The organism is Helicobacter didelphidarum (assembly GCF_003364195.1).
GTDB lineage: Bacteria > Campylobacterota > Campylobacteria > Campylobacterales > Helicobacteraceae > Helicobacter_A > Helicobacter_A didelphidarum.
Genome location: NZ_NXLQ01000002.1, coordinates 121,450 through 145,879, shown reverse-complemented (window position 1 = coordinate 145,879; position 24,430 = coordinate 121,450). Strand labels below are relative to the sequence as shown.

Below are 24,430 nucleotides of genomic sequence, written 5' to 3'. Positions count from 1 at the left end.
ATAAAAACTTGTTGTTTTTAAATATGTGTAGGTATTGCAAAAATCTTTCTGTGTGATTCTGGAGAATTTTAGTTATAATCTATACTGCTTTTAAGAAATACCTTACTAGATATTGACATTTGTTTCTATTATTCTTCAAAGAAACATGTTGGCATATTAGAGTATTGCATTTTATAGATTCTGCTCAATAAAATCAATGATATTCTTCGCAACTTCCTCTTTATTGAGTTCTAGAAGAATCTCATGCCTTGCACCACCATAAAGTGTGCATTTGACATTTTGATAACCTTGAGATTGTATATGTTTAAATGCACTTAATACACCCTTACCAAATTGTCCGCAAGCATCATCTTCGCCACTCATGAATATAATTGGTAGATTTGGTTTTCTCACAGGATTAGGATATTTACCAAAGACTGTTCTCACGCCACCAAGTAGGTTGATAAAACTATTTATTGTAAAGAGGAATCGACATTTTTCATCACTGATATGTCGTCTTAACTCATTCTCATCACGATTTATCCAACGCACACTAGAGATTTCATCATAAGGTGGCTTATGATATTTAGCATTAAACGATGCAAATGAGAATCTATTGGCAATCTTTCTCCCAATACGATTTATCCCTAGAATTCGTAGGGTTTTTAAGAATCTTATCCCTACATTCACACATACATGGGGCGATGGCGTCCCACAGAGAATGAGGCAATCAATATTGCTCTCATATTTTTGCAAATATCGCCTTGAAATAAGTGAACCCATACTATGCCCGATGAGAACAAATTTTTTGGGTTTAAATCGCTCACATAGAATTGTATGAAGGGTGTGTAAATCTTCTACTGCCATTTCAAACCCATTTTCTCCCATCTCACCCCAAAATATCTCTCCGCCGATACTATTGCCATGCCCTCTGTGGTCATTTATTGCTACAATATAGCCCATTTGTGCAAGTTTTGTTGCTATAAATTTGTATTTATCCTTATGCTCAACCATCCCATGAGCAATTTGCACGAGGATAGCATTTTGTGGGTGGTTTGAGGTGTGGGATAGACTACAATCCCGTAAAGATTCTGTATTATGTGATTTATACTCTAAATTTTGTTTAGAATCTTTTGAAGTATCTTTATAAGATTCTAAATATGAATAAGAATTTTTGTTGGAATCCTCGTTACATCGCACATAATACACATCATATTCTATCTCACAATCTGTGCTTGTAAATTTATTTGTTTCTTTTTGAATCTTTTTCATTATGTTTGCTTACTATTATTTGATTGGTTGAATTTGTGAATTATCCACCCTGTCACCGACTTTATCTAAAAATTCACTAAGCTTACTTGCTGCTTTGAGATATTCTTTCGCACTTGCACTTATTGGCTCAAAGAACACAATAGGCTTACCATTATCGCCCCCTTCACGTACTGCCATTTCGATAGGGATTTCTGCTAGGACTTCGCATTTGTGGATATTTGCTAGTTCTACTGAAGTCCCTTTACCGAAAATATCGTATCGTTCATCACATTTAGGACAAATGAAACCACTCATATTTTCAATAATCCCTGCGATTGGGATATGAAGTTTATTAAACATATCAAGGCTTCGTGCACTATCATCAAGTGCGACAGCCTGAGGAGTGGTTACCGCGATACCTGCACTCACTGGCACGCTTTGTGCAAGAGTGAGTTGTGCATCCCCTGTGCCTGGAGGCATATCAATAACCAAAATATCAAGCTCACCCCATAAGACATCTTGCAAAAGTTGTGTGATTGCACGCATAACAACTGGACCACGCCAAATAAGACTTTGTCCTTTTTCATAAAGCACACCCATGCTTATCATTTTTAGTCCATATTTTTCAATTGGAATAAGTTTTTTTCCATCTGGCGTAACTTTTGGTTGCACTTCATCAACACCAAGCATTCTAGGAATATTTGGACCATAAATATCGCAATCAAGTAAACCAACATTTTTTCCACTTTTTCCTAGTGCAATCGCAAGATTTACGCTTGTCGTTGACTTGCCGACCCCACCTTTACCGCTACTTATCATAACTACATGTTTTACAGATGGTAGCATATTGTTTATCTGTCGCTCATTTTGTGTTTTTGCGATATTGGGTGTAATGATTTCAAGTTCAATTTTGAGTCCAAGATGTTTTGTTTTCTCAATAATATCCTTTTGCACTTGTGTTACTATTTCATCATTACTTGATGGAATAGTGACTTTGATAGATGCATGATTCCCATGAATGTTAGTGCTTGTAACAAAGCCAAAAGTTACAATGTCTTTATCAAAATTCGGATATATTACTTCTTTTAATGCTTTTAAAAGTTTTTCTTGTGTCATTTTCTTCCTTAAATAAAATATGTTTTGATATTGTATCGTAAAGTTGCAATTTATAAAATCGTTTTGATATAATTTAGATATTTAAAAATCTCTTTTTGGAAAGTTTAGTTATGATTTATATCCTTAGAACCGATAATAATTCTATCAATGATAGCATTCAAACAATGGAAAATGTTTGTGTATTAAATTTATTGCAGATTCAAACTATTGATTTTTATATTGATAAAGAGTTTTTAGAATCTATTGATTATATATTGCTGACTTCTAAAAATGCTATTAAGTCAATAATGCAACACAAATATGCTCAAATTTTTTTACAAAAGAAAGCTATTGTGATTGGTGAGATTACAAAGAAAAAATGGGAAAGGGAAGGCGGTCAAGTGCTTTTTTGTCCAGATGATTCATGCAATGGTGAGCAGTTGGCAATGCTGATGATAGAGACTTTGAGTGATATAATTCATAATAAAAATATTTTGTATGTTTGCGGACGCGATAAGGCGACTGATTTGGTTAGGTTATTGCGGAATGAATGTAATATTACAGATCTTATTGTTTATGAAAGTAACGAAAATATTAAACTCTTAGAGAATATACAATCAAGTTTTGCATTCAAAAAACATAACATGGCATTGCAACAAACAAGTGAAGATTCCTTAATGTCCTATCAGCATCATAATAATAAATTACATACGATGACAACAGATTCCAATCCTGATGCACAAGCACTAGAAAATATTGCATTCCCAAATGAAAGTATATTTATTTTTGGTTCTCCAAAACATTACCAAATTTTTAAAAAGTATTTCCATTGGAATCAAACTTGGCTTGCAATCTCTCTCGGTAATACAACTTTTCAAGCTTTTGACGAAAACATTCGCAAATTGAATGCAAAGGGCAATTTTGAAAAAGCATTACAAGTTGCACATGCAATTAATAATGATACACCAATGCAGAATAATAATCCTTTGTTGCATGATTTTTAAGATACATAACACAGGATAGCTATCGTGAGACAAAAGAAACATGTTAATAAATTTTTAGATGGTCGTCTTGTCCGCACAGACACAAAAGATTGTCTTGAAGATACTAATAACAATAATGTCAATGCTATTTTATTGGGATCACGAGGTTTTGATTTAAGTTCTAATCCAAAGCAGAATCTCAAAATGCAAAAAATTATCCAATCAAATTTTCTTATGGCACGGCTAAAGGCATTTATTACTGATATGTTTTTGTTGAATATGCCTTTACTCTATTTTACTACCTATATAGTTCTAGATGGCAAAGATGAATTTTTACATAATAATATAGCAATTGGTTTGTGTGAAATGAGTTATTGCGGTATTCTTATATTCTTTTTTTATTTCACTGGACAAAGTCCTGGATTTCGGTATGCTGAAATTATGCTTTGTCAAACAAGAATACAAAAATCTGCTCAAGATATAATAAAAATGCAACCTAAGAAGTTTCTTAAACCAAGCTTACTGCAAACATGTATATATGTTATTGTATGGCTTATTGAGTTAAGTTTTTTTTTATGGATTTTTTCATTTATGAGAAAGGATAAAAGAACACTTCATGAAATTCTTTCTCATACGCAAATCATTTATAAAGAAAATCGGGGTGTAAAATCATAGAATCTTTAATGATTATGATTTGCATGACTCCAAGATTTTAATTTTTATATATTTTTAATCATCATAATTAATTGGTTTATATTCAATTTTTAAAATCTCAAAATCAGTTTCACCAGACGGAAGTTTAATCGTGGTTTCATCTCCTTCTTCTTTTCCAATCAAACCACTTGCCAATGGAGAATTAAAAGAAATCAATCCTTTTGATGGATTACTTTCTGTTATGCCTACAATGGTATATACCATTTCTTTTTCAGTATCAAGATTGAGGATTGTAACCGTACTACCAAAACTTACTTTATCATGCTTCAGTGTTGCAGGGTCAATGACTTCAGCATTTGCCAACATCGCACTTAATTCATTAATTTTAAATTCAATAAAATTTTGTTTTTCTTTTGCTGCATGATATTCCGCATTTTCTTTCAGATCTCCATGAGATCGTGCTATATCAATTTCTTTTGCAACTTGCGGTCTTTCTATTTCTTTGAGATTTTTTAATGCTTGAGAAAGTTTGCTAAATCCATATTTACTCATTGGTTCTGCCATAATTTTTCCTTTCATTATAATTGTAAGGATATTATACAAAAAAATATATACAATTTTGTATTACAATTATCTTTTTATTCTTAGGGCAAAGGAAATATAATGGCATTACGAGAGATTTTCTACAAACAAGAAAATATAAATATTTCATATAAAACAATTAATAATAAAGCACAAAAAAATATGATATTTCTACATGGTTGGGGAAGCAATAAGGAACTAATGGAAATGTCATTTATGAATAATTTTAAAGATTTTAATCATATCTATATTGATTTACCCGGATTTGGTGGGAGTTCTACTGAATTTTTTTTAGATACCTATGATTATGCAAAAATTATTGAAATTTTCTTAAAAGAAATTTCAATAAATAATGAAACTCATCAGGATATTGTTGTGGGGCATAGTTTTGGTGGGAAAATCGCATTATTATTACATTATGATATTATACTTTTAAGTAGTGCAGGAATCTTGTTACCAAAGCCTTTTAGTGTTCGATGTAAGATTCTTTTTTCTAAGATTCTCAAATATAGTAAAATCAATCAAAACTTTTTACGTGCTAAAGATGCACACAATCTAACTCCTATAATGTATGAGATTTTTAAATGCGTTGTAAATGAAGATTTTTCGCAAGTTTATGCCAATTTTAAATATAAAGCAACTATTTTTTGGGGCAGACAAGATAGTGCTACTCCTTTGGTTGCATATGAAAAAATTTGCACTTTTTTACCAACAGCTCATAAACATATTCTAGATGGTGATCATTATTTTTTCTTAAAGCAAGCAGATAAAATTGAACAATTATATTATGAAGACATTAAGAAATAAAATCAAGGTCAACTCAAGATAACAATAAATTAATTAAGGTAATACATAGCAAAAATAAAATAAAAATTTACATGGTATAGAGTTTTGAATTTGAACCTGTAGTGTGGAAATATTATGTGTGGATAGCTTCTTATTGCAAATTAGAATCTATTCAAGATAGAAAGGTAGCAATGAATAAAATTGTTTATTATGCCTCAAGGAATCAAGACTGAAGAAGTCGTAGAAAATCTCCTATGATTAAGATATTTAAAGTTATATTATTCATCTTCCTCTACCATTGGACAAGCTTCTTTCTTACCAAGTTTACAGGCTCTTTGCCAATAATCTTGTGCATCAAATCCATTGCCAATTGCTGCGTAAGATTGAGCCATCATGAGACATGCATCAGCATCTTTTTTAAAGCAAAGATTACGCAAAGTTTCTCGATGTTTATTGAGAAAATTCTGGATAGATATTTCTGGGGTGTAACAATCCCAACACACTTGATTGTAGCTGGATTCAATGTGTGGTGGCACAGCAATAACAAAGTTAATGCTAACAATTAGGCCAACCATTGCTCTATATATTTTTCTAATCTGCATCATGAATATCCTTAGAATGTAATGTTAGAATCTTAAGCAATTTTGTATTATCATTTATTATTATAATATTTAACAAGTCTATGTTTAATTTATGTGTCATGTATTGCTATACAATAATTCTTTCTTACATTGAATCTTAATAAACAAAATAATGACCAAAGCAATACCATAAATATTATTTAAGTGTTCCTTCTATTGTTGTGCAAACTTGATTACATTCTGTATTACTACATACCATATCACATTTTGTGCTTACAAAAGTTTTATTTGACTTTACTTTTTTATTTGCACAAGCACTAAACAGCAATCCTAATATACAAATAACAACGAGCAATATATTTTTTTGCATAATTTTCTCCTTTAGAATTATTCTATTGTATCAAGCAAAAACGAGTCCATTTGGAGTATTCCAAATGTAATAAAACAATAAATAATTGTTTTATTAAGTAATCATTTTAGAAATTTCAATAGTATTGATTTATTTTTTAACACCAATGATTCTTAAAATTGATTATATTTGTTTATAGTCTTTATTGTAAAAAAGTAACATTTTTACCTAAAATACCAGACATTTTTCATTTTGTATTATTTTTTAATCAGTAATTCACTATTTTTAAGCTTTAACTAATAATAGGAATACTACAATAATAAAATGTTCTTTGTGACTTAATTTTTCAGAAGGAGATTGTATGCAAGAAGGCATGAAACAATATGATTACTCGCTTGCAAAATGGTTTTTGCTTATTTGCGTGGTAACTGGTTTTCTTGGTATGTTAATCGGTGTGATATTGGCATTTCAGTTGGCTGTGCCAGATTTGAATTATATTGCAGGGGAATATTCTATTTTTGGTAGATTACGTCCCTTACATACCAATGTAATTATTTATGGTTTTACTGTAAGTGGTATTTGGGCTGGTTGGTATTACTTTGGGCAGAGAGTATTGAAGATCACTTATTATGATCATCCTTTCTTAAAACTTGTTGGTGTATTGCATCTGTTGATATATGTAGTTGTTCTTGCACTTGCACTTTTTACTCTTTTTGCAGGTATTACGCAATCCAAAGAATATGCGGAATTGCCTTGGATTGTTGATATTTTGATTGTTGTTATGTGGGTGCTTTGGGGAACCAGTATGTTTGGTTCTATGGCTGTGAGAAGAGAAAAAGTTATCTATATTTCTCTTTGGTATTTTATTGCTACATTTACCGCAATTTCAGTATTGTTTATTTTCAATAATCTTGCTGTGCCAACTTATCTAGTAAGTGGTGGTATTGGTAGTATATGGCATAGTATTTCTATGTATGCTGGAACTAACGATGCATTGATTCAATGGTGGTGGGGACATAATGCTGTTGCTTTTGTTTTCACATCTGGCATCATTGGTTTGATTTATTATTTTTTACCAAAAGAATCTGGACAACCTATATTTTCCTATAAACTTACTTTGTTCTCATTTTGGAGTTTAATGTTTGTTTATATTTGGGCTGGTGGACACCATGTAATTTATTCAACAGTTCCTGATTGGGTGCAAAGTTTGGGTTCTGTGTTTTCTGTTGTTCTTATCTTACCATCATGGGGAACTGCTATTAATATGCTTTTAACCATGAGAGGGCAATGGCATCAGCTAAAAGAATCTCCATTGATTAAATTTTTGATTCTTGCTTCCACATGGTATATGTTAGCAACTCTTGAGGGACCAATTCAATCTATTAAGTCAGTTAATGCTTTAGCACATTTTACAGATTGGATTGTTGGGCATGTTCATGATGCTGCACTGGGTTGGGTTGCTTTCACAATTATCGCAGCTATTTACCATATGTTACCAAGACTATTTGGTAGAGAAATCTATTCTAAGAAAATTATTGAAGCACAATTTTGGATTATGACGATTGGTATTGTGTTTTATTTTTCTAGTATGTGGATTGCTGGTATCGTTCAAGGTATGATGTGGAGAGATATTACAGAGCTTGGTCAACTTAAATACTCTTTCATTGATACAGTTGTAACTTTGAAGCCCTATTTTATACTAAGAGGTATTGGTGGATTGCTGTATTTGTGTGGTTTTATTATGTTTATCTATAATGTTGTTATGACTATTGTTGTTGCTAGGGAACTTCAAAAAGAACCTGAATATGCTTCACCAATGGCATCTTAAAGGAGGATTTAATGTTTAGTTGGTTAGAGAAAAACCCTTTCTTTTTTACAATCGCATTTGTGGTTACATTTTCGATTGCTGGTTTAGTGCAAATTATTCCAGACTTTAGGAAATCTTCACAGCCCATTGAGGGTTTGCGTCCATTGACTGTACTTGAAACAGCGGGCAGAGATGTTTATATGAAAGAAGGTTGTTATAATTGTCATTCCCAGCTTATTCGTGAGTTTAAAAGTGAAGTTATGCGTTATGGTATGTATAGCTTAAGTGGTGAATATGCGTATGATAGACCTTTCCTTTGGGGTTCCAAGAGAACAGGCCCAGATTTACATAGAATTGGCGATAGAAGTAGTAGCGATTGGCATGCTAATCACATGTATGATCCTAATTCTGTTGTGCCACGATCTATTATGCCTGCATATAAGCATCTTTATACAAAAGAGGCTGATTTTGATACAGCGTATGCAGAAGCTTTAACACAAAAGAAAGTTTTTAATGTTCCTTATGATGTTGATGGCTTAAAAACAAGCATAAAACTTGGTTCTTTTAATGAAGCAAAAGCACAATTTACAGAAGATGCTAGGATTGTAGTAGAAGAAATGAAAAATGAACAAACCGCACAAGAGTTTAATGATGGACAAGGTAAAGTTACTGAAATTGTTGCTTTAATTGCTTATTTAAATAGCTTAGGTTCAAATCGAATCGTTAAGTAATTTTCAAAAGGTATCATGATGAGTTTAGAAATTTATGGATTTGATTTCTTGAGTCTAAAGGGAGCATATTTTCTTTCAATTGTATTTTTAGTAGTTTGGTTGTATTCTTATATTTTTTATCTTTATAGAGCACAAGCTACGGGAAAAGTAGATTACGAAAAATATAGTAAATTAGCTCTTAATGATTCTTTAGATGATGAAATAATAGAATCCTATAACGACACCAAAGAAGGAGATAATAATGGGTTGGCTAAGTGATCATATTAATATGATTGGTTTCATTGGTGCAGTTGTAATTTTATTTTTGACAATTATAATTGCTGTGTTTTATATTAATAAAATGAAAAGTGAGCGTGCAGATGGTGAGCTTACTACTCATGAATGGGATGGTATTCGTGAGTTTAGCAATAATATCCCAACTGGCTGGTTGCTTACAATGCTTGGTGTTATGATTTGGGCTGTATGGTATATTTTATTTGGTTATCCTTTAAATGCGTATTCACAAATTGGCGAATATAACGAAGAGTCAAGGATCTATAATCAACGATTTGAAACAATCCATGCAAATATGGATGCAGATAAATTGCGTGAAATGGGAGAACAAATTTTTCTTGTTCAATGTGCCCAGTGTCATGGATTGACTGCTGAAGGTAATGACGGCACGGCACAGAATCTTACTCGTTGGGGTAAAGTTGAAGGCATCATAGATACTATTAAGCATGGTAGTGCAGGTTTGCATGTCGCAGGAATGGACGATCCGGGTATAATGCCAGAAGGATTACTTGAAGAAGAAAAAGATATACAGGCGGTAGCCCAATATGTTATGAGTGAAATTGTAGGCGACAAAACCAAAACTTATGATAAAGAACTAGTGGAATATGGTAAAGAAGTTTATAATGATGTAGGAACATGCTTTACTTGTCATGGTGATAATGGTGAAGGCATTGAGGGTGTTGGACCATCCTTACAAGTTTATGGTAAAACAGCATTTCTTAATGATGTTTTAGAATATGGCAAAAAAGGAAATATTGGTGTTATGCCTTCATTTAAGTATCTCAATCTTAGTGAGAGAGAAATAGAGGCATTGCAGTCTTTTATTGCCACAAAACAAGAAATTCAATAATGGGAGTATATTATGCAAGCACTTATTAATATTTTAAATAGTTTGGTTGGCTTTTTACTTGCAGTTTTGATTGTTGTTGGAGCAGCTGTTGTTACAGGATATAATGCTATTCGTGTGCAAAAAGATACTGCGACAACTTTTTATCAAATTGATGCAAGCAGTTTGAATAAAAATGATTCTGCAAATCATGATGCGTTTAAATCACTTTCAAAATAAAAAGGAGATAATATGAAATTTACAGGACTTGAAAAATTTGTTGCTATCGTTCTTGTTGGAATTGCATTATTGACAATTGTTCTAACGCTTTCTCCCTATCAATATCTACATGCAGTTTAAGAGGATAATAACCGAATCTGAGCTTTAAAATTTCTAGTCTTTGAATATTTTGTTTAAAGACTACATTTTATGATATAATTGAAGTTTTAGTTATTGTATTGACTTGAAGAGGTTATATTTTTGTGCAATATTTGTATATCGTGCTGATATTTTATTTTGCAAGATCATGAATGCATTAATATAAAAAATATAAGGTCAATATAATCATGAAGTATTCGAGAATATCGATTAGGATAAGGTTTTGATGTTACAGTTTATTGTATTTTTATTCTTTAGTTTATTTGATTGTATATTTGGATATAATTTTTACCAAGAAGATACTTTTACTGTACCATATACAGCAGAATCTTCTAATATCACTATTCATACTTCGGAATCTTTTATACCCAATAAAGAGTATTTTTTAAAAGAATCTCCACCTATTCAGCAAATTGTCCTACAAACAGATTCTAATGTTGTGGATAACACGATGGAATTACAGTATAATGAAAAAAATCTACAAGATAGTGTTATACAGACTAGATATCTTACTGGTGATATTGATCTTTTATCTCACGATGCTTTATTATCTGTGAAAATGATTTCAGATCAAATCTACAATAAGACAAAACTACAACTTTATATCCATATTGTTAAGCAACCAATTCTAGATTCAGATAACAGCTTAGATAAAGATTTTCCTAAAATAACGGAATCTTCGCTAATACATGATTCACCACAGAAAAAATATCAAAAAAGGCGAGAATATGAGCAACAATTTATATCTCATTTAGATGGAGACTATGCAGTGATTTTCTTGTTTTATAATGATCATGCAATTACGATTCAAAGCAATAAAGATTTTATTAAGAATGAAAAACTCCTTGAGGAATATGCATATCCATATCTTCCCGCAGAAGCTTTAGATAGCGTTAAGTATCGTGATGGTGTGAATGAAGGTTTGTCTAATCTTTATTTAGCCTTAGCACATACGATAGCAGAGTATTATAATGTAGAGTTAGATGCTCCAAAACCTATGGAAAGACCAAGTGAGGCGACAAAGGTTATTATTTATATCATGCTTTTTATTATGATCGGATTATTTGTGCTAGTAAGTAATGGATTTTTTACTAAGCTTAAAAAAGGGGGATAAATATGTCTCAAACAGAGAAAAATAATTTATGGTCTATTAGCATTTTGCTTATAATTTTATTAGGTATTGTGCTTATTAGTATTAGTATAAAAATTTCAACCATGCAAAGTATTGATACAGATCAACCATATAATTTAAGTAAAACAAATATGAATATTCAAGTAAATGCAATCCTCTCGCAGCAAAATGAGTTTGAACAATTTTATACTCCATATATTGGGATAAATAAGATTCCATTAGTAGAAAAAGAAAATATATTAAAAAGTCCATATTACGATAGTTCTGTGCCGAGAGATATTCCATTAGAGCAAGAGAGATTACATGGAAATGATAGACTATATTTATTGTTTCATGAAAATGAAATAAGCCGTGACAACACAAAACCCCAGATAGAATCTATTTTGTTGGAAATTGTTCGTCTTGTTCCGGGTAACAAAAAGATGGATATTATAACGATTCCTATGTCCTTAGATTCTGAGAATATTTATAAGTCAGATGAGTTTTCATTTCCATTACGTGGGTATTATCAGGCTTATTTTAAGATTACATTAAAAAATACTTTTAACAACTCAGAATCTGCGAATTCAATGAATAAAACAGCCAAATCAACGCAAAATATCTTGCAAGAATCTTCGCATAAGTTACATATCAATATTTATCAAAATGAGCAAGAAGAGCTATTAGAATCACAGAAGCCATTAGTAGTATTTTCACGTTGGATTTTTAATGATAATGTAAGTATTATAGAAAATGGTCAATGAGAGTTACACTAAATGAGATTCTCTTGAAGTATTCGAGTTGAATCTAATTATAAATAAGAAGATAGTTTGTCGCTAAGTCATGTATATTTATATTATTTCTTTCTATTTTTTATATTCTAAAAATAAGTGTATTATAGTATCTCAGTTTCAGTTCATATAAAAGGTAATATATTTTGGATTCTAAAAGTTCTAACCATTCTATTCAAAATAAAAGTCATGTAACTTTGTTATGTAGTGTAAAAACTATTCGTGTTTCAGAATCTCATAATAATAAGCAATTGAGGTATAAAAATGTGCAGAAAGATAATGTAAAAAAAAGAAATATTACAAACTATTATACCCGAAAAAAAAATAAAGATTTATCAGTAAATGGGATATTAAAAGATAAAATACATTCTTTTGATAATCTTTCACGATGTAATATTGAGCATTTAAAAAATTCCTATGAATTTAATCTTGTTTTTACACATGGTATGCGTTTTCACAAAGATTTTATGACAATTCATGCTATATCTTTATATGATTTCCTTACTCATCTTAAGAATAAAAAGAGATATAATCGTCAAATATGTGCTGATATGCTATTAGGTTTTAGTATTAATAAAAAGGTAGCAAAGGCATGCAAACGTAACCTCTTGCGTCGTCGGATTAAAGCCATTATGCGAGATTTCGTAAAAGAATGTGAGACTAATAATTTTGCATTCGTTTTTGTGTGTCGCAAGGAAATCCTTGAACTTAGTTTTGATAATCTAAAACAGCATATAAATTATGTAGTTAATAAACTTATAAACACATGGAATAAAAAATATAGAATCCAACCATGAATAAAAATAATAGGGGATTATATAGAATGAATCAAGTTTATGATTTATTCACTTAAACTATGTTTCTCATACATAGTTTAATACATACTTCCCCATTCATTGAGGCTGTATCGACTTTGGGTGGGATTTGAGCATAGATTTTGTGTTTAATGGGTTTTGCTTCCTCGATGTCGTCATTGACGTATTGTAGGATGGCAGAATCTTGAGCTTCATTTGAAGCATATCGTGCATTTGAGTGAGATTTTTCAATCCCTTCTGCACATAAAACTCCTTTTCGTAGGCAGTGCAGGGAGCTTGTATATGGACAAAGAACATACGATACAGCTTTATGGATATACCCAATACCCTGCCCCTAATATCTAGGCGTAGCAAAAGCGACTGCGGAGGTATTAGTATATCTTAGAAGTCAAGATTTTGATTGGACTTGTCTTTGTCTGCCAGCTGATTGTGTCTCTGAGTGTGTGCGAAGTAGGCTATATGCCTTGGGTGGCGAAGAGTTTTTCACCAATTCTAAAGGTAAAAGCAAAGGAAAACGTAGATTATGCCCTTGTGATAGTTAAACTGGCTCAGAGAGGTGGCGAGAGTTAGAAGCGATTAAGTATGGTAGGGGTAGGGTATGCAAGAGAAGAAACTTTGAGTATAAAATATAACAATGTAGAGGATTGAACAACATAAAAATTATATCAAAATCACTACAATAGAGCAGAATAAAAGATTATCTATTTTATAAGAAATTTTTGTTACTTTTTATAACTTATGCTTGAAAGTTAGTTTCTCTGAAAAGTAAAAATATTTTTTATATTAGATTATTCTCTGTAAAAGATTTCATTTTCTAAATAAAACATGAAATACTAAAGGAAAAATGTTTCTAGAATCTTATTTGGATTATTGAGACATTTTATCTTTTACCCAGTTTTTTACTTTTTCAAAACAACTATCGATAAAACTTTTATATGGTTTACTTGTTTCACCAAAACTTTCTTGAAGTTTTACAATGAGATTTCGCTGCTCTTCTGTTAAACTTTTTGGATAAGTAATGCTAATTTGAGCAATGAGGCGACCTTTTCTCGTGCTATTTAAATCAGGAACACCTTCATTCGCAAAGATGAATTGATGTCCATGTTGCGTATTTGGTGGGATATTTAGCTCAACTTGTCCATTTAATGTTGGAATCTCAAGTCTACCACCTAATACAATCGTAGTAAAAAATACAGGAACTTCTAAATATAAATCATTGCCATGTCGCACAAAATGTTCATCTGGAGCAACAACAACTTTAAAATATAAATCTCCACGTAATCCCTCTTTTACTTCATTTCCTTTGCCACGATAGACAAGTTGGTTACCATTGTCAATACCTGCCTTAATGGTAAGTTCAATTGTTTCTTCGTGATTTTCATAACAATTTCCGTGACATTTTGTGCATTTTTCAGCAACAATCTTTCCGCTTCCAGCACAATCAGGACACGCTACTTGCATTTGCATAATAGATTGTTGGATTACTATCCTACCACGTCCATTACATTTTTTGCAATCCTGCATTTTACCATCTTTTGCTCCAGTTCCATTGCAGGTTCTACAATAACTTTTATATTTTGTTTTGATATTTTTTTTACAGCCAAAAACTGCTTCTTTAAAACTAATATTGAGACGTAAAATATAATCTGGGTCGAAAGCATAGTGTTCTTCTTGAGTGTTTCCTCCACCAAAAAAATCTTCAAAAATGCTACTAAATATATCCCCAAAACCACCACTTGGTTGTGAAAACCCTTGTGATTGTAACCCATCTTTGCCATATTTATCATAAATTGCTCGTTTTTGTGAGTTACTTAGAACTTCGTAAGCTTCATTAATGCGTTTAAAATTTTCTTCTGCTTCTTGATCATTTGGATTTCTATCAGGATGATATTTTAATGCAAGCTTTCTAAAAGATTTTTTAATTGTTTCGTTATCTGCGTCTCTCTGCACTTCTAAGATTTCATAATAATCTATATCAAATGAAGCCAAAACTTTTCTCCTCAAATAAATTCTCAAAATTATATAAAAAAAAAGACAATTTTACCAAAACTTTGTGTATTTTTGCTAGAATCATCGCCATGAAAAACTATCAGAAACAATTATTTTCTTTTGATACTCTTGTGCAAGCATTAGAAAAAATCCCAACCATTGGCAAAAAGAGTGCTAAGAGAATGGCATATATTCTTGCTGTTGAAAATGCCCCTCTTGGCTTACAAATTTCACAGGCTATACATGACTGTATTGTAGAGATACAAAAGTGTAGAATTTGTGGTGCACTTAGTCATGGTGAGATTTGTCATATTTGTCTTGATTTAGATAGGAAAAATGGCACACTCTGCATTGTAGCACACCCAAAGGATGTATTTTTGATTGAGGATATTGGGGAATTTCAGGGCGTTTATTGTGTTGTGGAGGATTATCATAGTTGTGATTTTACACATTTGATTGAGAGGATTCAGCACGAAGATATTAAGGAGGTTATTTTTGCATTTATGCCTTCTCTTGAAAGTGATGTACTCATTATGTTTATCCAAGAAAAATTAGAGCATTTGGGGTTACAATTTAGTAAGATAGCACAGGGTGTGCCTTCAAATGTAAGTCTTGATAATATTGATCATTTTTCTCTTGCAAGAGCTTTTAACTCAAGAGTTGGCACATAATATAAAATTTGGAGATTCTATGCAACATTCTCAAGATTTACAAGAAATCTCTTCAGCTACACAGAAATTTAGTATAGCACCAAGACTTTTTGGAGTAATAGGTAATCCGATTACTCATTCACTTTCACCAAAAATTCATAATTATGCCATAAAGAATCTCACAAAATATCTCAAACAATATGATTTTTATGTAAGTTACGAAAAACAATATAATCAAATTGCAAACAAACATACGCATACGCAATACAATGAACTATATGATAATACATATAGTGAATTTCCCTTGAATCCAATCGCATTTTATACACATTTCGCACTTCCCCTTTCTTTAGATTCTCAAGGATTACGAGATTTTTTATTGCAGAGTGATTTAGATGGGATTAATATTACACTCCCATTTAAAGAGATTGCATATGAAGCAGCCACAGAAGTTCGCGGGATTGCAAAAGAAATACAAGCAGTTAATACTCTTGTAAGAGAAGGAGAAAATCTCATAGGATATAACACCGATGCAGAAGGATTCTATCTTTGTATAGAATCTTATAAGCCAAAAAAGGTGCTTTTGCTTGGGGCTGGGGGTAGTGCAAAAAGCATTGCTATAATCTTATCACATTATAAGATTCCATTTTGTGTTGCAAATCGCAGTGTGGAAAAGCTTGATTTTTTTCAACGGTATGCAGAAACAAAGAGCTTCGCAACACTGATTGATGAAGTAAGAAATTCGCAAAATAATAATAAAAACAATGTGCCTCAATATGATGTTATTGTGAATGCAACAAGTGCTGGAATAACTCATAATCTCCCATTACCCAAAGACATATTGCGTGTTTTATTGGGGCAATCAACTTTAGCGTTTGATCTTATGTATCAACAAGATGGTTTAACCACATTTTGTACATTTGCGAAAGATTGTAACAAAAAATTTCTTGATGGAAAAAATATGCTTGTATATCAAGCAGCTATTGCGTTCCAATATTTTCATAGATTGGATTTCCATACAGATTCTTTGCAAGTTTGCAATGATTTTCATGATAAAATTTCTACCAAAAGTTCATCGGAAGATTCTCATTTGTTAGATTCTAAGCAAACACTCATTTCATTGCAAGATATTATTTCCCTTATGAATGAAGCACTTGGAATTTGTTAAAGTATTATTTCATTTCATATAATCAAACTATTTAATGTTGGATATTTTTATTCTTAGAAGAATAAATAAAAAATATAAAATGATGAAACTTATTGGAAATTCTACTATTTGAGTGATGAATAAAATGATAAGTTTATTGGAGTCTCAAATTTCAATATATTTTGTATAGGATTCTAAGTAAAATATATTATTTTTGTAAATTTTCAAACTGCTTACGATTGCGGCTTTGTGTAACGCTTACAACACAATCTTGATAAATATCCGGCTTTGTGATTCTGAGTGTCATTTTATAAATTTTATCAAATTGCACAAAAGATTTATGGAGAATCTCGTGTAATGCGACTTCGATCAAGCCATATTTATTTTGTATTAACATGTTTTTAATGTGGTTGATAACAATCGTGTAATCTAGAAAATCTTGTTGAGAAACATTGTGGTATTGGGGCATTTCTGTTCCACTTATTGTATTGTCTTGTATTGATCTGTTGTTTGTATATCTATCTTTTTCTCTTGTTAAAGTGCAATTATACCAAATTTTAGAATCTACTATAATATTTTGTTCTTGCTTTCGTTCATGAGGTAAAATACCAATAATAGCTTGCAATGATAAGTTTTTTATCTCTATTATCATTTTATTCCTTTGCATCATTTATATCCTCTTCATTCACACTATTTGATGCTGGTAATTGAAATTTATTGTTTTATCCAATCAACTCTTTTTGATAATGATAAAACAAGTCCAATTGCTATGCAAGAGGAAATGAGATTGCTGCCTCCATAACTTAAAAATGGCACAGCCATACCTTTAATTGGAATAATACCTGTTTCGCCAAATGCATTGATGATAAAACTAAAGCCCAACAGACTTGCGATACCAATACAGAAAAGATGATAAAAATTTGTTTGTAAGCGATAAGCAATTTTAAAGATTCTAAATAAAATTAAAAAAAATAAACATACACATGCACCAAGTCCAAAAATACCAAGTTCTTCACTAATTCCAGCAAGGACCATATCAGTATGCACTTCTCCTAAATATCCAAGTTTTACTAGACTTTCACCAATGCCAACACCAAAATATCCTCCATGATGAAATGCGTAGGTTGCATTTTGCACCTGGCCACCAATATCTAAACTATCACCTAGTAATGAAAAATTTGGTGAATATGAATGAATAATGCTTTCAATATTTATCCACCATTCGCGAACTCTTTTAATCCTATGTGGGCTGATAACAATGAGGATTGTTCCCATGATAGATACAACACCTAATGCCATTGTGAAAAGTGAAAAACGACCACCAGCACACATGAGTAAGATAATAAATACAATGGCAAGTAAAATAATCTGCCCTAAATCATTTTGCAGAGTTGAAATAATGATCGAAATAAGTAAAAATACAAATAAATGTGGTATTACAATAAAAAGCTGTTCAACAAAAGAAAGCTTGTCTCCTTTCTCAAATTTCCGACTAAAGCTCCATGCAATGAATGTAATGTATCCAATCTTAAAAAATTCTAATGGAGCCAAAGATATATGTGGTAATCGTAACCATCGCTTTGCTCCACCGGCACTTGTAGCATAGCTATCGGGTAAAAATGGTAGAATTACTATAATTGATAAAGAAACTAAAAGCAATGCCAAACCAAAGCTAAAAAGATATTTATCAATATGAAAATATGATAAGCCCCACATAAGTAAAATACCACAGCAACTAGCAAATAACTCACGATAAAGAAAATGAAAATGTCCATATCCATAGTAAGTAACCGCATAAGATGAAAGTGAATAGCTCATACATACTGTAATACCAAGTAAAATTGTTACTAGAAAAAACAATCTGGTGTCCGCCAAAGTCCTACCTTAGAAACAAAAATAAAGCATTATTATATCAAAATTCTCATTGAGAATATACTATTGCTTTTGAAATAAAATCAATAGTATATCCCAAAAGAACCAAAAAGATTCTTATTTCTTTGTAATTTTATAATTTTTCTTATGGACATAATTGCTTTTAATATAATAAAATATCTTAATAAGAATATAAAAGTCATAAGTAGAAATAAGAATACAATGAAAAAATTACAAATTTTAAAATGCAAATATGCGTAAATCCATCAATATAGATCTTTAGTGTCAAAAAGATTCCAAAAATTGATGAAAATATTAAAATATTGAGATATTAATTATTTACTCGGCAATTCCTATAAAGAACTCAAAAAATTAGAATCTTTTAAAGGTAAAGTATAATAATTTGTTGTATTTTTATTCTTTTGTTAATAAGATCAATGAGTTAAAAAGAATCATGCAATAATCATTCTTTATTCTTGTTTTTGAATGTTTAAGATTGCCATATCAAGTAGTTTTGTAGCAGTTTTCATTGTTTGACGCAAATCCATAATTTCACGAACTCGATAACGAATGATTTTTTCGTTTTCTTTTGCTTCATTTGTAAGGTGCATAGGAATATCTTGGAATTGAATTTGGGATTGCGGTAATCTACAAAAAAGTTCATGACACTCTGGTGGCAGTATTTCCAAGATGCAGTCAACAATGAAATCTCTATCTAATGGTCTTATCTCTTTTGCTCTCATCATTTTCGCAAGCACTTTATCATCTTGGAATTTCTTATCAAGTTTTTGGATTACATACTCAAGCAGAATCTTTTTTGTTGCTTGCACCCATACGGTTATGGTCAGTAATTTTAATTGCACCTCATCAACAAATGCATACATCATTTCATGATGCTTCTTTGTAAAGTTTGTATATACACTTAGATTGAACTCTTCGAGGCTAAAATAGCGATCCATACTAATAATTGGTGGTTTCTTTTGCAATACTAAATGATGACCCTGCTTTATCCATTGTTCAATCACAGAACTAAAATTTTGCAATCCTTCTTCTACACTTTGTGCAATATATGTATTAAAGCGATTAATTCGTGTTATAAGATTTTTATGTTTCCGTACTAAAAGGCTTTGTGTATCTTCTAATTCACGCAATATTCCATCTCGATTAACCTGAAAACTTTGATATACAATTAAACGATTTGTTAATATATCAAAGAAATTTGGTTTACTTGGTCGTGTACGCACCTTAATTGTTTCAACATTATCAAGTATGCTATCTACGATACTATCAAGATATTTTTTTATACTTTTCACTATTGTTTTTAACACATCATGATTGTATTCATTATCAATTTGTGCAACTTTTGCAATCAGCTTCAAATTTGCTTTATGATATGCGTTATCAAGAGATTTATAGTGATTAAAGAGAATTTTATAATGGGAATCAATAATTTTATTCTTATCAGAAGCATCTTTTAAAAGTATTTTCGCTCGTTTTAGCTTTGCTACCTGCGATGCTTTGTCCATATTTTCAACGAGGTTTTGAATTTTATCACCTTGTGTTTTATCATTACGAATTGGTATTTGTTTAGAATCTTCTTTTTGTATATAAAAAGATTCTATTGAAGCCTCCGCATTCTTTAGCCAAGATATTGCATTATCAAATGATTTTGTTTTCATTGAAGTAATTTGTTTATTTAATAGCCCAAAAGTTTTTAAAAACATAAATTTTTCATTCAGTCGATATTCATAAAAAAGATTCCATAAATCAATATCATATATTTCATTTAATCCATAAGTTATATCAAGATTTTTTGCTGTTAAGGAAATTAATTCAAGTAGTTCATTATCTTCAAATGTTTTATTAATATGTGTAAGGATTGCAAAAGTTGGCTTTTTTTTGATAATTTTTTTAAGAATTTCATGATAATTCATCTTATTTTTTAATTCCAAAACCCAGAATACCAAATCTACATCTTTAACCAATGATAAAGAATTTTTATCAAGCTTGTCGTAGTCTTTGATAATTTCAATATGACGCAAAATATCAGATGCAACAAATATCTCAAAGTACTCAATTTCATCAAGATTGGATTGTGTGCAATCAAATGTATGAATATTGATTGGTATCATAGTATGTTTATAATATGCCCTTGCAAATGAATTTGTGGTGGAAAACTTAAGAATAAACTTTTTTTGTGCTAAAGCATTGTTGAGAGGGATTATAGAATCTTTTAGTAATACATTAATAAAAATGATTTTATTTAATGGTGTGTTGCCAATTAAGGCAACTCGAATTGGTGCTTCATATTGTTCGTGTAAAGATTTATAGAATCCTTTTAGTTCTTGAGTTGGGTGTAATTTAGGGCTATTCATAATTTTTTCTACTTGTCTAATTTCCCCAAAAACATCTTCGGAAATATCCTTGTTGAGATTTTTATAGTAGATTTCATTATATTCACTTAAGAATTGTTCCAAAATACTCATGCTTCACCTCGATTTTCCAAGATTTTTAAAATACTCTTACACTCATCGACTTCATACATTGTTGAGTCCTTGTAATAATGTAAAAAAATAGATTCTAGAATTATTTCAACCATTTCGATATACGAACTAAAATGTTGCACTTTTTTGTTGAAAAGCATATTTATATTTCGTTCTAATAATAAAAAATAATATTCAAAACTTTCACGAATTGGTTTTACCACAGAATCTTCCTGTATTTCATTCTTTTTGATTGAACTTGGTAGAATAGTGTCAAATATATTTGATAAATGCTCAGTTACAATAGCATTACTATCATCAAAGAGATTTTCATGTATAATCTTTTGAAAATGTGTAAAAAGAATCTCAAGGATATTTTTATGTTCTGGTGTATAACTAAATTTAACAAATGAACGAGAATCTTTAGGATTAAGTATTTTCAATATTGCTTGAAATTCATTCAGACTTAAGAAATGTTCTTGTAGGATTTCGGATAGTCCTTGTAATCCCACAATAATACTTTCTATTGTAGAAGTTTTTAATCGTTTAATATTAAAGTTTGCTCTCGTTTTTGTTTCATAATTCAAAGATTGAATAAATTGCGAATAGAGATTATCACGTAAGTTTGTAAAGGAACTATAAAACGATGAATATTGTGTGGGTAATTTTTGTAACATAGTTTGTAGGTGTTGTTTCAATATATTAATTTCATGTGTAACTTCCATGTAATAAGATTCTGAAATATTGCTAATTTGTTTTTTAATATCTGTATCTTCTGATCGCTTAGAAAAAAAATAGTTTTTCTTATAAAGACTTAAAACATTTTTAAGAATCTCAATATTATAATGTTTAAGTGGTAATTGAAAGATATGTTCAAAAAGCTCATTTTCAAGCTCTAAAATCCCACTTGATGTAATATCAAAACTACTTTCTGAGGTAATATTTTTACCACTGCGAATATTGTAGGCGGCATTTGTTGCAATGCAATGAAAAACAAGTTTTTTTAGCAATCTTTGTTTTTCATGTAGGGGGTAATTAAGCAGAGATTCAATACTTGCTTTGAGTTTAGTATAAATATTTTGTCGGCGTTTGAGTGTTAAGTTAATTTTATCCATTTGAGTGCATACGACATAAATAAACTCAATATTTTCTTTAATAAGTAATCGAACAATCAGTTCTGCTTCTTTATTAATATCGCTTGAATTTTGCAAGAAAGTATCTGTTCGTGTCATATAAAATACAATATTGCTTTTTAAAATATAATGATAAATTTGTAAATGTCTAAAAGTTGGAGGAATCAATGATGGAGTATTGATAAAATTTACGTATTTAAAAAGATTATTTTTGGAACTAATGCTGACATGATTAACGAGTTTAATTTTATCATTGCTATAAAAATCCTCATAGAAAGTATTGTGGTGTGCCTTTTCGCTTCCATGTTTTAAAGAATTATGGAACTCTTGTTGCAATCTTTCGATTAAGGTGGAAACCTCTGTATTTGGAGATTCCCCTAATGACTTAAGATCATTAAAGTGCATATATGAGACATGAAGAGAATCTTTTCCATAAATATATTCAATAGGTGCAATAGCTTCAAGAGGGATTTTTTGTTGCGAATCTTTTTTATTATCATACAATAAGGTTGCTAAAAAAGTTGATTTGCCTGTTTTCTTTCCACCAACAATACAGATGTGTTTAGTAAAATCCTCCTCACACAAAAATACCAAAGATTTTGCCCATTGTGTTGTTTTTAGAATTTTTTTTGCTTGCAAAATACTGACTAGCTGATTCTTAAAAAGTGTTTTATTTAGATCTACATGCAAAAATGAAGAATAGGTTTTTGTATTTTCCTTTTTGTTTGTTTGTGTAGTCATTTTGTCTGGAATCATAGCAACTTCGAGACATTTTTCATCATGAAAAGAGATGATGCCACTCTCACGTAAAATTTTAATGTGGCGTAGGATTATTTTAATAGCTTTAGAATCAAGATAAAATAAAATACTTGCTTGTAAGCATTGAATGTAATTAAGGTGGTATTTTGATGGAAGTTGTGAAAAATTTGGTGAAAATAATGCACAAATCTTTGTAAAACTCGGAATCTTCATAAATGTTTCAAGATTTTGCATATTGCAAGTTAGCAAGATGGCACATATTTCATGTATGTTAAGATTCTTATCATCCTCATAGAGTTTTTTTAAAATTGTAATTGGATTTGCTGTCATAATAAAATTCTCAGGAGATTTAAGATATAAGAGATGAAAAAAAGTTTGTATTTTGGTAGTGAGTTCTTTATTTTCTAATTCTAAAAAATCTTTAAGTATTTCTATATCTTGTTGATTGTTCTGTTTTTTTTTATTTTTCATGTGTGATTCCTGATACAAAATTTTATTATTTGATATTATACAATGTTGGGGGGAATAATCATAATAAAAAATTATTAAACTCAATGTTTTTTGAAGAGATTTTATTGTGTGACATAAAGGTTTTATTATTCTTTGATGGTTGTAGATTATAAGTTTTTAGGATGAAATAAGAAAGTTAATGTGGTAATGTTTATTGCGGTCATTTTAGATTATACCCGTGATTTTGTAAATTCACTCGATTTTATTATCATAATTATCAAAAAATAAGAATATATAGGCAAATCAAAAGTAGGATTAAAAAGTATAAAATGATATATTTAGAGATGAACATAACACAATACAAATAAAATTAGAGCGTGATATTCTCTATAAATACTATTTGATTGTTGTGGATGCTGATCGCATCAAGACAAAAATGTGCAGTAGAATTTTGCTGTTCTAAAAAAACATGAATTGTCTTTGTAAGTTTTTCAAGTTTTTTATGTGTAATATTATAAAGTGGATGAAAACTCGAAGATGATTTGACTTCAATAAAATGTAGGATATTATCTTTTTGCATAATTAAATCAATTTCACCATAACGACTATAAAAATTTTTTTTAATTAATACAAAACCTAAATCAATCATATATTGTAATGCGATATTTTCATAATAATTGCCTTTATATCGTGCATTTTTTTTCTTGTTGATATGTGAATCATTTTTCATGTTAAGCCTAAAAATAAGTGCTAGATATTACTAAGGAGTTTTGAAATGTGTAGCGAGTGGTGGATCTTGTAGGACTTGAACCTACGACCACTCGGTTATGAGCCGAGCGCTCTAACCAGCTGAGCTAAAGATCCTAATTTGTGTTTTATGTAAAGTTCGTAATTGTAACAAAAAAAATTAATAATGTAAAGACTTATAGAAAAAAATTAATAATTATCTTAAAAA

The 24,430-nt window shown here is 30.4% G+C and carries 25 protein-coding genes and 1 tRNA gene; 13 read left to right on the top strand and 13 right to left on the bottom strand.

Annotated elements, in window-relative coordinates:
• Positions 1–171: 171 nt before the first annotated feature.
• Positions 172–1,251: an alpha/beta fold hydrolase gene (locus CQA53_RS02110; RefSeq protein ID WP_115542372.1), complete on the bottom strand. Its 1,080-nt coding sequence runs from the start codon at positions 1,249–1,251 to the stop codon at positions 172–174.
• Between the two features lie 15 nt (positions 1,252–1,266).
• Positions 1,267–2,346: an Mrp/NBP35 family ATP-binding protein gene (locus CQA53_RS02105; RefSeq protein ID WP_115542371.1), complete on the bottom strand. Its 1,080-nt coding sequence runs from the start codon at positions 2,344–2,346 to the stop codon at positions 1,267–1,269.
• A gap of 110 nt (positions 2,347–2,456) precedes the next feature.
• Here CQA53_RS02105 and CQA53_RS02100 point away from each other — a divergent pair, with 110 nt between their 5' ends.
• Together CQA53_RS02100 and CQA53_RS02095 are read left to right on the top strand one after the other, a co-directional pair.
• Positions 2,457–3,329, top strand: a complete 873-nt coding sequence (locus CQA53_RS02100) for a uroporphyrinogen-III synthase (RefSeq protein WP_115542370.1) — start codon at positions 2,457–2,459, stop codon at positions 3,327–3,329.
• A gap of 24 nt (positions 3,330–3,353) precedes the next feature.
• A complete protein-coding gene (locus CQA53_RS02095; RefSeq protein ID WP_220272066.1) occupies positions 3,354–3,983 on the top strand; it encodes an RDD family protein in 630 nt (209 codons plus the stop codon).
• A 54-nt stretch (positions 3,984–4,037) separates the two neighbouring features.
• Here CQA53_RS02095 and greA read toward each other — a convergent pair whose 3' ends face one another.
• Entirely contained in the window at positions 4,038–4,526 is a 489-nt protein-coding gene (gene greA, locus CQA53_RS02090; protein ID WP_115542369.1) for a transcription elongation factor GreA, read from the bottom strand.
• A gap of 99 nt (positions 4,527–4,625) precedes the next feature.
• Between greA and CQA53_RS02085 the strand changes: the two genes are divergently transcribed.
• On the top strand, positions 4,626–5,351 hold the full coding sequence (locus tag CQA53_RS02085) for an alpha/beta fold hydrolase (protein WP_115542368.1): 726 nt from the start codon (positions 4,626–4,628) through the stop codon (positions 5,349–5,351).
• Positions 5,352–5,608: 257 nt separating this feature from the next.
• Here the strand turns inward: CQA53_RS02085 and CQA53_RS02080 are convergent, their stop codons facing one another.
• Positions 5,609–5,935, bottom strand: coding sequence for a hypothetical protein (locus CQA53_RS02080; protein ID WP_115542367.1), 327 nt, complete (start codon positions 5,933–5,935; stop codon positions 5,609–5,611).
• A 172-nt stretch (positions 5,936–6,107) separates the two neighbouring features.
• On the bottom strand, positions 6,108–6,281 hold the full coding sequence (locus tag CQA53_RS12245; protein ID WP_181882322.1) for a hypothetical protein: 174 nt from the start codon (positions 6,279–6,281) through the stop codon (positions 6,108–6,110).
• A 340-nt stretch (positions 6,282–6,621) separates the two neighbouring features.
• Between CQA53_RS12245 and ccoN the strand changes: the two genes are divergently transcribed.
• The 8 genes from ccoN to rnpA all read left to right on the top strand — a co-directional run bounded on the left by ccoN (position 6,622) and on the right by rnpA (position 12,974).
• On the top strand, positions 6,622–8,088 hold the full coding sequence (gene ccoN / locus CQA53_RS02075) for a cytochrome-c oxidase, cbb3-type subunit I (RefSeq protein WP_115542366.1): 1,467 nt from the start codon (positions 6,622–6,624) through the stop codon (positions 8,086–8,088).
• Positions 8,089–8,099: 11 nt separating this feature from the next.
• On the top strand, positions 8,100–8,798 hold the full coding sequence (gene ccoO / locus CQA53_RS02070; protein WP_115542365.1) for a cytochrome-c oxidase, cbb3-type subunit II: 699 nt from the start codon (positions 8,100–8,102) through the stop codon (positions 8,796–8,798).
• An 18-nt stretch (positions 8,799–8,816) separates the two neighbouring features.
• Complete coding sequence (locus CQA53_RS02065) at positions 8,817–9,056, top strand: cytochrome c oxidase, cbb3-type, CcoQ subunit (RefSeq protein WP_115542364.1); 240 nt, start codon at positions 8,817–8,819, stop codon at positions 9,054–9,056.
• On the top strand, positions 9,040–9,921 hold the full coding sequence (ccoP, locus tag CQA53_RS02060) for a cytochrome-c oxidase, cbb3-type subunit III (RefSeq protein ID WP_115542363.1): 882 nt from the start codon (positions 9,040–9,042) through the stop codon (positions 9,919–9,921). The genes CQA53_RS02065 and ccoP overlap by 17 nt, the downstream gene beginning before the upstream one ends.
• Before the next feature lie 12 nt (positions 9,922–9,933).
• Positions 9,934–10,137, top strand: a complete 204-nt coding sequence (locus CQA53_RS02055) for a DUF4006 family protein (protein ID WP_115542362.1) — start codon at positions 9,934–9,936, stop codon at positions 10,135–10,137.
• 364 nt (positions 10,138–10,501) lie between these two features.
• Positions 10,502–11,389 (top strand): hypothetical protein, encoded by an 888-nt coding sequence (locus tag CQA53_RS02050; protein WP_115542361.1) that lies wholly within the window; start codon positions 10,502–10,504, stop codon positions 11,387–11,389.
• A 2-nt stretch (positions 11,390–11,391) separates the two neighbouring features.
• Positions 11,392–12,150: a hypothetical protein gene (locus tag CQA53_RS02045; RefSeq protein WP_115542360.1), complete on the top strand. Its 759-nt coding sequence runs from the start codon at positions 11,392–11,394 to the stop codon at positions 12,148–12,150.
• 173 nt (positions 12,151–12,323) lie between these two features.
• Complete coding sequence (gene rnpA, locus CQA53_RS02040) at positions 12,324–12,974, top strand: ribonuclease P protein component (protein WP_245945580.1); 651 nt, start codon at positions 12,324–12,326, stop codon at positions 12,972–12,974.
• A 96-nt stretch (positions 12,975–13,070) separates the two neighbouring features.
• On the opposite strand, the gene CQA53_RS12155 is transcribed toward rnpA, so the two are convergent.
• Positions 13,071–13,316, bottom strand: a complete 246-nt coding sequence (locus tag CQA53_RS12155) for a hypothetical protein (protein WP_147289986.1) — start codon at positions 13,314–13,316, stop codon at positions 13,071–13,073.
• A gap of 543 nt (positions 13,317–13,859) precedes the next feature.
• Entirely contained in the window at positions 13,860–14,981 is a 1,122-nt protein-coding gene (gene dnaJ / locus CQA53_RS02035; protein WP_115542359.1) for a molecular chaperone DnaJ, read from the bottom strand.
• Positions 14,982–15,070: 89 nt separating this feature from the next.
• Between dnaJ and recR the strand changes: the two genes are divergently transcribed.
• Together recR and CQA53_RS02025 are read left to right on the top strand one after the other, a co-directional pair.
• Positions 15,071–15,652, top strand: coding sequence for a recombination mediator RecR (gene recR / locus CQA53_RS02030; protein ID WP_115542358.1), 582 nt, complete (start codon positions 15,071–15,073; stop codon positions 15,650–15,652).
• Positions 15,653–15,671: 19 nt separating this feature from the next.
• Entirely contained in the window at positions 15,672–16,799 is a 1,128-nt protein-coding gene (locus CQA53_RS02025) for a shikimate dehydrogenase (protein ID WP_147289985.1), read from the top strand.
• Between the two features lie 187 nt (positions 16,800–16,986).
• On the opposite strand, the gene CQA53_RS02020 is transcribed toward CQA53_RS02025, so the two are convergent.
• The 6 genes from CQA53_RS02020 to CQA53_RS01995 all read right to left on the bottom strand — a co-directional run bounded on the left by CQA53_RS02020 (position 16,987) and on the right by CQA53_RS01995 (position 24,339).
• Positions 16,987–17,430, bottom strand: a complete 444-nt coding sequence (locus CQA53_RS02020; RefSeq protein WP_181882321.1) for a dihydroneopterin aldolase — start codon at positions 17,428–17,430, stop codon at positions 16,987–16,989.
• A 62-nt stretch (positions 17,431–17,492) separates the two neighbouring features.
• Complete coding sequence (locus CQA53_RS02015; protein ID WP_115542355.1) at positions 17,493–18,653, bottom strand: FtsW/RodA/SpoVE family cell cycle protein; 1,161 nt, start codon at positions 18,651–18,653, stop codon at positions 17,493–17,495.
• A 467-nt stretch (positions 18,654–19,120) separates the two neighbouring features.
• Complete coding sequence (locus CQA53_RS02010) at positions 19,121–21,136, bottom strand: hypothetical protein (protein WP_115542354.1); 2,016 nt, start codon at positions 21,134–21,136, stop codon at positions 19,121–19,123.
• Positions 21,133–23,496, bottom strand: a complete 2,364-nt coding sequence (locus tag CQA53_RS02005; RefSeq protein ID WP_115542353.1) for a hypothetical protein — start codon at positions 23,494–23,496, stop codon at positions 21,133–21,135. The genes CQA53_RS02010 and CQA53_RS02005 overlap by 4 nt, the downstream gene beginning before the upstream one ends.
• 349 nt (positions 23,497–23,845) lie before the next feature.
• The gene (locus tag CQA53_RS02000) at positions 23,846–24,205 is read right to left on the bottom strand and encodes a YraN family protein (RefSeq protein ID WP_115542352.1); all 360 of its coding nucleotides are present in this window, start codon (positions 24,203–24,205) and stop codon (positions 23,846–23,848) included.
• 57 nt (positions 24,206–24,262) lie between these two features.
• A tRNA-Ile gene (locus CQA53_RS01995) sits at positions 24,263–24,339 on the bottom strand.
• Between the last annotated feature and the right edge of the window lie 91 nt (positions 24,340–24,430).